The organism is Klebsiella sp. HMSC16C06 (genome assembly GCF_001808325.1).
In the GTDB taxonomy this organism is placed as follows: domain Bacteria; phylum Pseudomonadota; class Gammaproteobacteria; order Enterobacterales; family Enterobacteriaceae; genus Klebsiella; species Klebsiella variicola.
Genome location: NZ_KV792988.1, coordinates 195,384 through 207,428 on the forward strand (window position 1 = coordinate 195,384; position 12,045 = coordinate 207,428).

Below are 12,045 nucleotides of genomic sequence, written 5' to 3' on the forward strand. Positions count from 1 at the left end.
CGTTTCAGCAGGCAATTGTCTGACCTGTCCCCTGTTTTTTACCATCAAAGGGCCGCTCTGCGGCCTTTTTTCATTTCTGGCATAGCCCTTGCTTTATATCCATCGTGTTAGCTGCGGCCATTACCGAATACTGCCTGGAGGGGACTTATGAAGCTGGTTACCGTGGTAATCAAACCATTCAAACTGGAAGACGTGCGTGAAGCCTTGTCTTCCATCGGCATTCAGGGCCTGACGGTCACTGAAGTCAAGGGCTTTGGCCGTCAGAAAGGTCATGCGGAGCTCTACCGCGGCGCCGAGTATAGCGTCAACTTTCTGCCAAAAGTGAAGATTGATGTGGCGATTGCCGACGATCAGCTGGATGAAGTCATCGATGTGATCAGCAAAGCGGCTTACACCGGAAAAATTGGCGACGGCAAAATTTTTGTCGCTGAATTGCAGCGCGTCATTCGCATCCGTACCGGCGAAGCTGACGAAGCGGCACTGTAATTTCCAGACCACACAGTGATGGGGAACGAAACAATGAAAATGGCAACAATGAAATCGGGTCTGGGGGCATTAGCCCTTCTTCCGGGACTGGCAATGGCCGCGCCCGCAGTGGCGGACAAAGCCGATAACGCGTTTATGATGATTTGCACCGCGCTGGTTCTGTTTATGACCATCCCGGGGATCGCGCTGTTTTACGGCGGCCTGATCCGCGGCAAAAACGTCCTTTCCATGCTGACTCAGGTGATTGTGACCTTTGGCCTGGTCTGCGTACTGTGGGTGATTTATGGCTATACCCTGGCCTTCGGCACCGGCGGCAGCTTCTTCGGTAGCTTTGACTGGGTGATGCTGAAAAATATTGAACTGAAAGCGCTGATGGGCACCTTCTATCAGTACATCCACGTGGCCTTCCAGGGCTCGTTCGCCTGTATCACCGTCGGGCTGATCGTGGGGGCGCTGGCTGAGCGTATTCGTTTCTCCGCCGTGCTGATTTTTGTGGTGGTGTGGATGACGCTCTCTTATGTTCCGATTGCGCACATGGTCTGGGGCGGCGGTCTGCTGGCGACCCACGGCGCGCTGGACTTCGCGGGCGGCACCGTTGTACACATCAACGCTGCGGTTGCCGGGCTGGTGGGGGCGTACATGATGGGCAAACGTGTGGGCTTCGGCAAAGAAGCGTTCAAACCGCACAATCTGCCGATGGTGTTCACCGGAACCGCCATCCTCTACGTGGGCTGGTTCGGCTTCAACGCCGGCTCCGCCAGCGCAGCGAACGAAATTGCCGCACTGGCTTTCGTCAACACCGTCGTCGCCACAGCGGCTGCCATCCTGGCGTGGACCTTTGGTGAATGGGCTCTGCGCGGCAAACCTTCACTGCTGGGCGCCTGCTCCGGGGCGATTGCCGGTCTGGTTGGCGTCACACCAGCCTGTGGGTATATCGGTGTCGGTGGGGCGTTGATTGTGGGTATCGCATCTGGTCTGGCGGGCATCTGGGGCGTAACGGCGCTGAAACGCTGGCTGCGGGTTGATGACCCTTGCGACGTCTTCGGCGTCCACGGCGTCTGCGGCATCGTCGGCTGTATCCTGACCGGTATCTTCGCGGCCACCTCTCTGGGCGGCGTGGGTTATGCAGAAGGCGTCACCATGGGCCATCAGCTGCTGGTGCAACTCGAGAGTATCGCCATCACCATCGTCTGGTCGGGCGTTGTCGCTTTCATTGGCTACAAAGTGGCGGACATGACCGTGGGGCTGCGCGTACCAGAAGAGCAGGAGCGCGAAGGACTGGACGTCAACAGCCATGGCGAAAACGCCTACAACGCCTGATAGAAAACCCTTCTCCCTGTAGCAAAAAGCCTCCCGTCAGGGAGGCTTTTTTTATGCGTTGCGGTTACGCATCACCCCTTCCTGGACCGTTGAAGCCACCAGCGTTCCATCCTGAGTGTAGAACTCGCCGCGGACGAAGCCACGGGCGCTGGAGGCCGAGGTGCTTTCAACGCTGTATAACAGCCATTCATTGATATTAAACGGCCGGTGGAACCACATTGAGTGGTCGATAGTGGCGACCTGCATGCCAGGCTCAAGGAAGCCGACGCCGTGCGGCTGCAGCGCCACCGGCAGGAAATTAAAGTCCGAGGCATAGCCCAGCAGATATTGATGAATGCGCAGATCGTCGGGAACGGCGCCATTGGCGCGCAGCCACACCTGGCGCACCGGTTCAGCAATATGGCCTTTCATCGGGTTATGAAATTCGACCGGGCGGATCTCCAGCGGTTTATCACAGAGGAATTTATCTTTTACCTGCGGCGGCAGAAGGTGTGCCAGCTTGCGGGCGATATCGGTTTCCGAGTGCAGGCCGTCAGGAGAGGGGGCCGGCGGCATCGCTTTCTGATGCTCATAGCCGTGCTCTGGCGCCTGGAAGGAGGCGGTCATATAGAAGATCGGCTTCCCGTTCTGAATGGCGGCCACTCGCCGGGCGCTAAAGCTGTTGCCGTCGCGCAGTACTTCCACATCGTAGACGATCGGTTTCTGGCTGTCGCCGGGGCGCAGAAAGTAGCTGTGAAATGAATGTACCAGACGTTCAGCGGGCACGGTCTCTTTTGCCGCATACAGCGCCTGGCCCACCACCTGGCCGCCAAAAACCTGGCGCAATCCCAGGTCTTCGCTCTGTCCGCGGAATAACCCTTCCTCAATTTTTTCCAGATCTAATAATGCCAGCAGGTTAGAGAGTGCCTGACTCATACTTATCCTCAATTAATGATAGCGGCGCAGCGCGGTGCGCGTGATGTGGCAAAGTATAACCTGGAATCGCAAGTGGTCCGATGGGTGTAATAATCTGAATAACGAGGGGGTAACAGGAACAAATCTGAGATCTGTGCCACACTTATTGACGACACGAAAGTTCCTGCCGGCGAAGCGGCGGAACATCCTCCTGGGTATTAAGGGATGATAAGGAGAACATCATGAAATTTGCCTATATGTTTAGTGCCTTAGCCGTCGCCGCGACGCTAACCGCCTGTGCTAATCACCACTCTACCAGTTCTTCGACTCAGGCAGCCGCGCCCGACCCTTATGGCATCGCGACGCTGAGCGTGGCACAGCAGCAGCCGAGCGTTACGGGGACGATTAATATCCGCCAGAGAATCGCTTTACCGCCGGATGCGGTACTGACGGTGACCCTGTCGGATGCTTCTCTGGCAGATGCGCCAGCCCGCGTGTTGTCGCAAAAAGCGGTGCGTACCGAAGGCAAACAGGCGCCATTTAACTTTGCCCTGCCTTACAATCCGGCAGACATTCAGCCGAACGCCCGTATTCTGCTGAGTGCCGCGATCGCGGTGAACGGCCAGCTAATGTTCATTACCGATACCGTGCAGACGGTGATAAACCAGGGGGGGACGCATGCCGACCTGACGCTGGTTCCGGTCACGCAGACCGCCGTCCCCGTTGCGCAATAAGCTCGCCGAGCCCCCTGACGGGGGCTTTTTTTTGTCTTCAGTAAACCCAGCGATAATGCTGGAGATCGATATGGCCGCTGCCGGAGACCTGAACCCCTTCGGCCAGCAACGCCTGGCGCTGTCGCTGAAGATCGGGCCCGGTGAGGGAGATATCGCCATGGCGATTGACCACCCGATGCCAGGGCAGGGTTGACCCTTCCGGCAGGCGCTTCAGTACGCCACCTACCTGGCGCGCGGCGCGCGGTGAACCGGCCAGGCGGGCGACATCGCCGTAGGTGGCGACATAGCCTTCCGGTATCGACGCCACGATATGCCAGACGCGTTGGGGGAATGTGTCGTGCGGATCCATGTTCAGCCCTGTTAACCGGAAAACGCCAGCATAAGCGCTGAGGCGCAGGCTGTACAGCCTGCCTCGGTTCAGGCGGGTTGTTCGACAGTGAAGGTCAGGGCCAGGCCGAGGATCTGCATGCCATGGACATTGTCAGACGGTGAACTGGCGATGAGGCTCTCGAGAAATTTCAACCGCTGCGAAGTGGCGTTAATGATCAGTTTCGCGCGCAGGCCCGGCATGGTCAGCGACGAAATGGGGTACACCACCCGGCCGCTGATGTAGACGGGCAGTTTGCGCAGTTCCACCTGGCGCAGCACGCCGACGGTGGAATAGAGCAGCGCCAGCGGCGTGACCGCCCGCACGGGGGTCTGGCTGATGGTCGCGAAGTCGAGCATTTTTTCCGGGCGCAGATAGTTCACGCCATGAAAGGCGATGGTCATCCCTTCAATAGCGGGTAAAGGCAGAGTGATGGTCTGTGGTGATGAGTCAGTCATTCGATTACCGTCGAGACAAGGTGCTGATGATTAAAGGTGACGCAAGAGGGCTAAGTATGGTGGATAACCCGGCAATGTGCTGAGCGCGTGCTCCCAATCTCACAGCCTGGCCGTGAGTTGTTGGTTTTATTGGCGTATTGTGCAATAAACCAGCAGGCGATCGGGGTGAGCTTGCAATTCACCAGGTCAGCAGGGATAATGCGCCAGCGCGTTGGGTAACTAACGCTCTCAATGGGGGCTCTGTTGGTTCTCCCGCAACGCTACTCTGTTTACCAGGTCAGGTCCGGAAGGAAGCAGCCAGAGCAGACGACGTGTGTGCCGGGATGTAGCTGGCAGGGCCCCCACCCATTTCGCCCTCCTGATATCTCCCTTGTATTTGTCCGGTCTTTATCCCTGCTATAATTAATATCTGATACGGATCACATATTATTTTTTGTTGCTAAAACAACCCGTTTTTATTCCATAATATTTACTTGTCATAAATCTGAAATGCTACTGAAATATTAATGTCATTTGCATGTCATAAATAAAAGGCATCTTATTGATGGGAATTTGTTGCCAGAGCCATGCTATAAAATATATCTCTGGATCAGCATGTTAACTTCGTGTATTAATTATGATGATTTTATTGCACGGGAAGCGTAGCTATGACCACAGTGGTTTTGAATGTAAAAATTGACGCCGAGTTAAAAGAGAAGCTGCGTCATTATGCGGAAGTGAATAACGAGAACCTGGGAACGGCAACGGAAAAGCTGCTGCAGCTGGCTTTTCAGCTGGAGGAGTCAGCAGGTGAGGCGGGGGTGACGGAAGAGGACATTGACAGCCAGCATACCGAAGAGGAAGCGACCCCATTAACCCCTAAAGAAATCAAAGCATTAAGAAAACTTCTGAAGAAGAAAAAATGAAACAACAATTCTCTACAGCCAGCAACTATAGCGAAGCCTGCGATATGTTGCGCTCAGGATACGTAAAACACGTGCGCCTGAACTGGAATATCGGTAGTGATGAGTTCTTTCGCATTGCCTCCGACTGGTGTGACACCGGCGCTAAAATTAAAAAAGATGAAGATGGCTTTATTATTTCCCTGAAAGGGTTTCCTATTCCGCGCCAGCATTAATGAAATTGCCTTATTTCTGTCACCGGGATGCCATAACCAGAGGGCAGGATACTCAGGCAATTTTATAAAAACATCTCATATACCTCATGGATGATGGTCATTTGACGGGCTGATGCCAGCCCGTCGATATTTTCTTATATTATTTTCCGCAAACGCGTATTTTCCTTCTGTTCTGCAAGGCTTTGCCACAGCGGTTGTAGCGTGGAGAAGGCCTGGCGCAATGCTTCGTCTGGCAGTGTAAATGGCAGACGCAAATAGCGATCAAAGGCTCCCTCAAGACCAAAGCGCGTGCCGGTGCCGATATGGATCCCCTGACTTTCCGCGCGCGCAGAGAACAGCGTGGCCAGCATGTCAGGGAGTTCCACCCAAAAAGAGAGCCCACCTTTCGGCGGTGAAAATCGCCAGCGGGGAAAATATTCCGCCATTAACGTTTCGCACATGTCCCGGCGCGCCTTCAGCATTTCCCGCCGCGGCGGTAGCAGCGTGGCGGCATTGGCCAGCAGCCAGCTGCAGGCCAGTTGCTCCAGCAGAGGCGTACCCAAATCCAGGGAATCGCGAGCCTGAATAAGGGAGGCGATGGTTCGCGTACTGGCGCGGATCCAGCCGATGCGCAGTCCCCCCCAGAAACTTTTCCCGGCTGAGCCAATGGTGATCACCGCGGCATCGGGATTAAAGCAGGCCAGCGGCGGGGGCGGTGGCGCGTTATACCAGAGATCAACCATGGTCTCGTCGATCACCAGCGTCGTCCGCGTCCTGGCGGCGATGTCCGCGACCCGCTGGCGGGTGGGAGCATCCATACAGCGCCCGGTGGGATTGTGAAAATCCGGCATCAGCCACGCCAGACGCGGCGCGGTCTGCGCAATAGTCGCCGCGAGTCCATCACAGTCCCATCCTTGCTGTGGAAGCGCGACGCCGACCGGGCGGCAGGAGGCGCCCTGAATGGCGCTAATCGCCATCGGATAGGTGGGGGCATCGATGACCACCCGGTCACCCGGGCCGGTAAACAGGCGGAGGATCAATGCGAAGGCGCTGAGGGCGCCGTTGACCACCATCACTTCATCGGGCCGCGTCGGCAGACCGCGTTCGCTGTAGCGACGGGCAATCGCCTCCCGCAGTACTGGCAGCCCTTGTTGATCGTAGCCGGTCTGGCCCAGGTAAGGCGGCAGCAGCGTCATGGCATGCTGGAAGGCCTGATGGACTTCCGGCCCGGCGCTGAGGGCGGCAGTAGAGAGATTCAGCGTGGAGGGGATGTCTGAAGGGGGCGGCAGGTCGGCGGGGCGTTCTGGTAAAACAATGCGCGAACCGCTTCCCTGGCGGCTGTAGAGAAAGCCCTCCTCCCGCAACTGGCCGAGCGCGCTGGCGATGGTCGTCCGGCTGACGTTCAGCGCCGCCGCCAGCTCGCGCTCGCCTGGCAGGCGCGTTTGCAGCGTCAGGCGACCGTCGAGGATCAGCAGGCGGAGCGCTTCCGCTAGCTGACGCCATAGCGGCGTGCGTGAAGTGGACTCCTGCCAGTTGCCGAGCAGGCGTACCAGCGATTGTGTTCCAAAGCGTCGGGTTGACATAGCGATCCACTTTTCCAAAACTGGCCATTAATTATCAGTCCATTTTTGCTGATGATGAGGGCATTCGCAATGATGTAGAGGAAAAAATATGCTTCGTCGCCTGCTGCAGTTATATATTGGTCTGGTGCTTTATGGCGTGTCCACGGCGCTCTTCGTGCATGCCAATCTTGGCGCCGATCCGTGGGATGTTTTCCATCTCGGGGTGGCTAAACAACTGGGTATCAGTTTCGGTACGGTGATTATCCTGACCGGCGCGGCGGTGCTGCTGCTGTGGATCCCGATCCGGCAAATGCCGGGACTCGGCACGGTGAGCAACGTCATCGTGCTGGGGCTGGCGGCGGATGCCACGCTGGCCGTCCTGCCGCCGCTGGAGTCGCTGGTGGCTCGCAGTGTGCTGCTGGTGGGGGCGATTGTGCTGAATGCTATCGCCACCGGGATGTATATCGGCGCGGGCTTTGGCCCCGGGCCGCGTGATGGCCTGATGACTGGTCTGCACGCTCGTACCGGCTGGTCATTACGCGGTATCCGTACGGCTATTGAGCTTACTGTGCTGGTGATTGGCTGGCTGCTGGGCGGTAAGTTTGGCGTCGGCACCGTGATTTACGCGCTGTCGATTGGGCCTCTGATCCAGCTGTGCCTGCCGTGGTTTCGCCAGCCCGTCAGCCGCAAAGCGGTCAGCACTCCGCAGGAGATAGTCTCCTGAATTAACGACTCGCCCTCTCTATCCGCAAGAGGGCGAGCCGACGCTTACAGGCCGCTCAGGCCGTGAACCATCATGTAGATCCCCACCACGATAATCAGTAAACCTGAGAACCAGGGCGCCTTGCGCGAGACATCATTAAGCCAGGGCCAGCGGCGGGTGGCCTGTTTAAGACTCAGCGCGGCGATAGCCCCGCAAGCCACCAGCGTCAGCGCCAGACCAACGCTAAAACCCAGCACCAGCGTGGCGCCAAGGGAGAATTTCTTCAGCTGTAAACAGATAAGCAGCACAGTAATGGACGCCGGGCAGGGGATCAGCCCGCCGGTCAGGCCAAACAGTACGATCTGCCCGGTCGTCACCTGGCGGCCATCAAAGCGCCGGTTGATCTCCTGAGCATGAGCCCGCTGATGCGCGTCCTGCCACTCCTCCGCCACCAGCGGCACGGCGGATGAGGACGCATGGTGATGGTCATGGTGGTGATCATGTTCATGGTGGTGATCATGTTCGTGATGGTGCTCATGTTCATGGTGATGCTCATGTTCATGGTGGTGATCATGATGCGTATGGGGCTGCGATTCGCGCCAGGTGCGCCAGAGCATCCAGCAGGCAATCAGTACAATCGCTATCCCCGAGATCAGTTGAAACCAGGGTTCGGAGGTCTGCGCGTTCCAGCCGCGGCCAAACCACAGGCCGGCCATGGCGATCAGCCAGACCACTGCCGTATGGGAAACCGTCGCCGCCAGCCCCAGCAGCACCGCCTGTTTTAACGTTCCCCGTACCGCCACGATAAAGGCGGCCATCATGGTTTTTGAATGGCCCGGTTCAAGGCCGTGCAGGGCACCGAGCAGTATCGCGCTGGGAATAAACAGCCAGGCATTACCTTGCTGCAGAAGGGAAGTGAAATCGTTCATATCGGGATCCTTGCCAAAAGTGCGTTTATCCTACTCCCCCCCAGTAGTAAAATACTACCCCCCAGTAGAAAAAGCGGCTGACAAAAGGGATCATGCTATGCTGGCAGGCGTTACTGATGATGAAGGTCGGTAATCACGGACAGAATGAAACGGTGGATCGTGCAATGTCACATACAGTTCGACACAAAAAAATGTTACTGACCCGACTGAAAAAAATTCAGGGGCAGAGTTCCGCGTTAGAGAAAATGCTCAATCGCGAGCATGAGTGCGCTGAGGTACTCCAGCAGCTGGCGGCGATTCGCGGCGCGGTCAACGGTATGATGCTGCAGGTTATTCAGGGGCATCTGACCGACCATGTGGTGAAAGAGCCTGAAGAGACACAGCGTGAAGCGGATCTGGAAACGGTGATGCAGGTCATTAAATCCTATCTGAAGTAGCGCCCAGGCGCGGGCGGCCAAGAGGCCGCTCCGGCTGGCGTTCCGCTCAACGCTCCTGTCGCTTAATGGGCATGCAGGTTATTTTCCGCCCACAGAATGAACTTCTCTTTCGGCAGCGCCTTGCTGTACAGCCATCCCTGGGCGTACTGGACGCCATGCTGTCGTAGCCAGTCGCGCTGGCTTTCGGTTTCCACCCCTTCGGCGACGGTGGCCAGATTGAGCGCTTTGGCCATTTCAATAATGTGCGGCGTCAGCGGCCGGTACTCGAGGGTATCGACAAAAGATTTATCGATTTTCAGCGTATCGACGTCCAGTTTCTGCAGATAGCTCAGGCTGGAGTAGCCGGTGCCAAAGTCATCAATCGAGATACGATGCCCGGCCTGACGGTAGTGAGCGATCACCGGCATGGTGGTCTCCGGGTCGACAAACCCGCGCTCGGTGATTTCAAGGATGATCTGTTCGGCGGCGATCCCCCAGTGCTGCAGCTGATCGTGTAACAACGTCGGTAGGGTGGGCGAGCGTAAATCATCTACCGACAGGTTGATGGAGATGTGCACTTCCGGCCGCTGCCGCAGCCAGGGACCGAGATCGGTAAAAATTTTCCTGACGATATCTTCCGTCAACTGCGTAATCAGCCCGGTCTGCTCGGCCAGAGGAATAAAAATATCCGGCGATAAAAAGGTGCCGTCGGGTTGCTGCCAGCGGGCCAGGGCCTCGGCCCCGGCGATTTTCCCATCCTGCAACGAGATTATCGGCTGATAGTAAACCTGAATCGCTTCGGAGTTGAGGGCGTCCAGCATACTGTTGCGTGGTGATCGCAGGTGTCTCAGCAGGCGCAGCAGCAGCCAGGTAGCAAGCAGGCTGGTGAAGATGCCGACAGGGAGCCAGAAGATTAGCTGCTGGCGAATACGCTGCTGCAGCGGCAGCGTCGACGACCAGGTCACGATGCCGGAGCCCAGCTCGGGAATGCGCTGGATCCGATAGACCGTGTTATCCAGCGTCAGCATATTAACATGTGGATCTTTAATACGCTGCCAGACCGTATCCGGCAGCGGTTGGCTGCTGATCACCATTTTCAGGTGATCCAAACCAAACAGCATGGTATGGATCTTCTCCTCGCTGGCAGGAACCACATCGATAAAAGAGATGGGATCGATCATCACCATATGCTGTTGACTGCCCATGGCCGTCATCTGGTGATTAAGGCCGAGATCGTTTATTGAGGTCAGCCAGGTGCGATAGCCGTCAGGGGCAATGTGATCCGGCGGGGGAAAGGTGACCGCGACGCTATGGTCTTCCAGGGAGGAACATTGCGGCACGGAATCACGCAGCCAGAGCACTTCCTGAATGTAGCGATGGGTGTAGGCGATGCGGCGGAGCGTGAGCAGGTGCTCAGGGCTACAGGAGGCGGCGGTGTGTGAGTCGGCCTCACGTAGCGCTTCCCTGGCCTGATCGGCAACCTGCAGCGTGCGGACGACGATACGGTTGGAATAGTCATCCAGTTCACGATAGAACTGCAGCTTGGCCTGCCGCGCTGCCTGCCAGATGCTGAGTGAGATGGGCAGGATGATGGCCAGTATCAGCACCCCTGTAAACAGCGCCACCAGATGCCGGGTCCTCATACCTGTGTCCTTATCGTTCGCCGGGTGTCATCAGTATATGCGAAAGATAAATCAGGCGCAGCGAGAGAAGTGAGCTGAGGTCGCGAAAAAACCGGCATCGCGAGAGGCTGCGATGCCGGGAGAGAAGGATGATTCCGATGCAGCAGAATAAAAATGAGGGTGTGAATGCCGGGCAGGGTGTGTTCCGGCATTCAGTCGCAGCATACGCGGCGCAGATGACAGCAATATGTTAGCTAGTGCGCATCCGGCGCCGGGATATCAGCGCTGATACGCAGGTCATTCTCATCAAATACCATGCAGAAGCGCTCATCGAAGGCCAGATTTATTTTCTGCCACGGGCGGAAATGGACGTCGCCGGGCAGCAGGACCTTGACGTTATCGTGGCCGTAGCACTGGCCGAACAGATAGGTATTGTTACCCAGACGCTCCACCACTTCACATTGAAACTCCACCACGGTACCGGTAGTGACGTCGGGCGTGAGATGCTCTGGCCGGATCCCCAGCGTCACCGCGGCGCCGGGCTTCAGCGGCTGGGTAGCGATATTGAGGACCAACTGATGGTCCTGCGCGAGGGTGACCGTTAAGCGTTCCGGCTGCCAGTCGCTGACGATGGCCGGCAAAAAGTTCATCTTCGGCGAGCCGATAAAGCCGGCGACGAATTTGTTGACCGGATTGTAATACAGCGCCATCGGCGAACCCATTTGTTCGACCTTCCCGTAGTTCATGACCACGATTTTATCGGCCAGCGTCATCGCCTCTACCTGATCGTGGGTGACATACACCATGGTGGTCTTCAGCTCCTGGTGCAGACGGGCAATATGCAGGCGCATATCGACGCGCAGCTCCGCATCGAGGTTAGAGAGCGGCTCATCGAACATAAACACCCGGGGATTACGCACGATCGCCCGGCCAATGGCCACGCGCTGCCGCTGGCCGCCAGAGAGCTGCTTCGGTTTACGATCCAGCAGGTGCGAGAGCTGCAGCGTTTTAGCCACCATTTCCACCTGGCGACGGATCTCCGTTTTCGGCACTTTATTCACCTTCAACCCGTAGCCCATGTTCTCTGCCACCGTCATGTGCGGGTAGAGCGCATAGGACTGGAAGACCATCGCCACGCCGCGGCGGGCGGGCACGACATCATTCATCACCTCATCGCCGATCAGCACTTCACCCTCGCTGACCTCTTCCAGACCGGCAATCATGCGCAGCAGCGTCGATTTTCCACAGCCGGAAGGACCGACGAAAACGGCAAACTCGCCATCTTCAATATCGAGATTGACCTGGTGCAGCGTCACCGTGCTGCCGAACCTTTTGGTGACATTCCTCAGTCGTATATTGGACATCCACATTCCCCGAAGTGAGTAGCTGTTGTTGGCCGTTGGTTTGTCGCTGTGTGTAGCATGAATTGTATTACGTGTAACAAATCAGCGTGGCGAT

14 protein-coding genes and 1 other RNA gene are annotated in these 12,045 nt (G+C 57.0%); 8 read left to right on the top strand and 7 right to left on the bottom strand.

Translation table 11 applies throughout. The features are described from left to right. The first annotated feature begins 147 nt into the window (after positions 1-147). Both glnK and amtB read left to right on the top strand, forming a co-directional pair. Positions 148-486 carry a P-II family nitrogen regulator gene (gene glnK / locus HMPREF3142_RS05625; RefSeq protein WP_002891893.1) on the top strand — a complete coding sequence of 113 codons (339 nt, stop codon included), beginning with the start codon at positions 148-150 and terminating at the stop codon, positions 484-486. Positions 487-519: 33 nt separating this feature from the next. Continuing rightward, positions 520-1,806, top strand: coding sequence for an ammonium transporter AmtB (gene amtB, locus HMPREF3142_RS05630; RefSeq protein WP_012542680.1), 1,287 nt, complete (start codon positions 520-522; stop codon positions 1,804-1,806). Positions 1,807-1,857: 51 nt separating this feature from the next. On the opposite strand, the gene tesB is transcribed toward amtB, so the two are convergent. Continuing rightward, on the bottom strand, positions 1,858-2,721 hold the full coding sequence (gene tesB / locus HMPREF3142_RS05635; RefSeq protein ID WP_070611741.1) for an acyl-CoA thioesterase II: 864 nt from the start codon (positions 2,719-2,721) through the stop codon (positions 1,858-1,860). Between the two features lie 221 nt (positions 2,722-2,942). Here tesB and HMPREF3142_RS05640 point away from each other — a divergent pair, with 221 nt between their 5' ends. After that, entirely contained in the window at positions 2,943-3,434 is a 492-nt protein-coding gene (locus HMPREF3142_RS05640; protein WP_008805415.1) for a YbaY family lipoprotein, read from the top strand. Positions 3,435-3,471: 37 nt separating this feature from the next. On the opposite strand, the gene HMPREF3142_RS05645 is transcribed toward HMPREF3142_RS05640, so the two are convergent. Continuing rightward, a complete protein-coding gene (locus HMPREF3142_RS05645) occupies positions 3,472-3,783 on the bottom strand; it encodes an MGMT family protein (protein WP_008805416.1) in 312 nt (103 codons plus the stop codon). A 68-nt stretch (positions 3,784-3,851) separates the two neighbouring features. Then, a complete protein-coding gene (locus tag HMPREF3142_RS05650) occupies positions 3,852-4,259 on the bottom strand; it encodes a hypothetical protein (protein WP_008805417.1) in 408 nt (135 codons plus the stop codon). A gap of 241 nt (positions 4,260-4,500) precedes the next feature. Between HMPREF3142_RS05650 and ffs the strand changes: the two genes are divergently transcribed. The 3 genes from ffs to HMPREF3142_RS05665 all read left to right on the top strand — a co-directional run bounded on the left by ffs (position 4,501) and on the right by HMPREF3142_RS05665 (position 5,376). Continuing rightward, positions 4,501-4,597, top strand: an RNA gene (gene ffs, locus HMPREF3142_RS05655) — signal recognition particle sRNA small type. A 309-nt stretch (positions 4,598-4,906) separates the two neighbouring features. After that, a complete protein-coding gene (locus HMPREF3142_RS05660; RefSeq protein WP_002891977.1) occupies positions 4,907-5,164 on the top strand; it encodes a hypothetical protein in 258 nt (85 codons plus the stop codon). Then, positions 5,161-5,376 carry a hypothetical protein gene (locus HMPREF3142_RS05665; protein WP_004142688.1) on the top strand — a complete coding sequence of 72 codons (216 nt, stop codon included), beginning with the start codon at positions 5,161-5,163 and terminating at the stop codon, positions 5,374-5,376. The genes HMPREF3142_RS05660 and HMPREF3142_RS05665 overlap by 4 nt, the downstream gene beginning before the upstream one ends. A 134-nt stretch (positions 5,377-5,510) precedes the next feature. Here the strand turns inward: HMPREF3142_RS05665 and HMPREF3142_RS05670 are convergent, their stop codons facing one another. Next, positions 5,511-6,938: a MocR-like transcription factor YczR gene (locus tag HMPREF3142_RS05670; protein ID WP_070611743.1), complete on the bottom strand. Its 1,428-nt coding sequence runs from the start codon at positions 6,936-6,938 to the stop codon at positions 5,511-5,513. 88 nt (positions 6,939-7,026) lie between these two features. On the opposite strand from HMPREF3142_RS05670, the gene HMPREF3142_RS05675 reads away from it, so the two are divergent. Next, entirely contained in the window at positions 7,027-7,641 is a 615-nt protein-coding gene (locus tag HMPREF3142_RS05675) for a membrane protein YczE (RefSeq protein ID WP_008805419.1), read from the top strand. Positions 7,642-7,685: 44 nt separating this feature from the next. Here HMPREF3142_RS05675 and HMPREF3142_RS05680 read toward each other — a convergent pair whose 3' ends face one another. Then, positions 7,686-8,549 (bottom strand): nickel/cobalt efflux protein RcnA, encoded by an 864-nt coding sequence (locus HMPREF3142_RS05680; RefSeq protein WP_070611745.1) that lies wholly within the window; start codon positions 8,547-8,549, stop codon positions 7,686-7,688. Positions 8,550-8,713: 164 nt separating this feature from the next. Here HMPREF3142_RS05680 and HMPREF3142_RS05685 point away from each other — a divergent pair, with 164 nt between their 5' ends. Then, positions 8,714-8,986, top strand: coding sequence for a metal/formaldehyde-sensitive transcriptional repressor (locus HMPREF3142_RS05685; protein WP_012542675.1), 273 nt, complete (start codon positions 8,714-8,716; stop codon positions 8,984-8,986). A gap of 62 nt (positions 8,987-9,048) precedes the next feature. On the opposite strand, the gene HMPREF3142_RS05690 is transcribed toward HMPREF3142_RS05685, so the two are convergent. Both HMPREF3142_RS05690 and HMPREF3142_RS05695 read right to left on the bottom strand, forming a co-directional pair. Beyond that, positions 9,049-10,608 carry an EAL domain-containing protein gene (locus HMPREF3142_RS05690; protein ID WP_032753766.1) on the bottom strand — a complete coding sequence of 520 codons (1,560 nt, stop codon included), beginning with the start codon at positions 10,606-10,608 and terminating at the stop codon, positions 9,049-9,051. Positions 10,609-10,841: 233 nt separating this feature from the next. Then, positions 10,842-11,951: an ABC transporter ATP-binding protein gene (locus HMPREF3142_RS05695; RefSeq protein ID WP_008805423.1), complete on the bottom strand. Its 1,110-nt coding sequence runs from the start codon at positions 11,949-11,951 to the stop codon at positions 10,842-10,844. Positions 11,952-12,045 lie beyond the last annotated feature (94 nt).

Bases quoted from the DNA above. Each gene is read 5' to 3' on its own strand.
- glnK (WP_002891893.1), top strand. From the start codon at position 148: ATGAAGCTGGTTACCGTGGTAATCAAACCATTCAAACTGGAAGACGTG.
- amtB (WP_012542680.1), top strand. From the start codon at position 520: ATGAAAATGGCAACAATGAAATCGGGTCTGGGGGCATTAGCCCTTCTT.
- tesB (WP_070611741.1), bottom strand. From the start codon at position 2,721: ATGAGTCAGGCACTCTCTAACCTGCTGGCATTATTAGATCTGGAAAAA.
- HMPREF3142_RS05640 (WP_008805415.1), top strand. From the start codon at position 2,943: ATGAAATTTGCCTATATGTTTAGTGCCTTAGCCGTCGCCGCGACGCTA.
- HMPREF3142_RS05645 (WP_008805416.1), bottom strand. From the start codon at position 3,783: ATGGATCCGCACGACACATTCCCCCAACGCGTCTGGCATATCGTGGCG.
- HMPREF3142_RS05650 (WP_008805417.1), bottom strand. From the start codon at position 4,259: ATGACTGACTCATCACCACAGACCATCACTCTGCCTTTACCCGCTATT.
- HMPREF3142_RS05660 (WP_002891977.1), top strand. From the start codon at position 4,907: ATGACCACAGTGGTTTTGAATGTAAAAATTGACGCCGAGTTAAAAGAG.
- HMPREF3142_RS05665 (WP_004142688.1), top strand. From the start codon at position 5,161: ATGAAACAACAATTCTCTACAGCCAGCAACTATAGCGAAGCCTGCGAT.
- HMPREF3142_RS05670 (WP_070611743.1), bottom strand. From the start codon at position 6,938: ATGTCAACCCGACGCTTTGGAACACAATCGCTGGTACGCCTGCTCGGC.
- HMPREF3142_RS05675 (WP_008805419.1), top strand. From the start codon at position 7,027: ATGCTTCGTCGCCTGCTGCAGTTATATATTGGTCTGGTGCTTTATGGC.
- HMPREF3142_RS05680 (WP_070611745.1), bottom strand. From the start codon at position 8,549: ATGAACGATTTCACTTCCCTTCTGCAGCAAGGTAATGCCTGGCTGTTT.
- HMPREF3142_RS05685 (WP_012542675.1), top strand. From the start codon at position 8,714: ATGTCACATACAGTTCGACACAAAAAAATGTTACTGACCCGACTGAAA.
- HMPREF3142_RS05690 (WP_032753766.1), bottom strand. From the start codon at position 10,608: ATGAGGACCCGGCATCTGGTGGCGCTGTTTACAGGGGTGCTGATACTG.
- HMPREF3142_RS05695 (WP_008805423.1), bottom strand. From the start codon at position 11,951: ATGTCCAATATACGACTGAGGAATGTCACCAAAAGGTTCGGCAGCACG.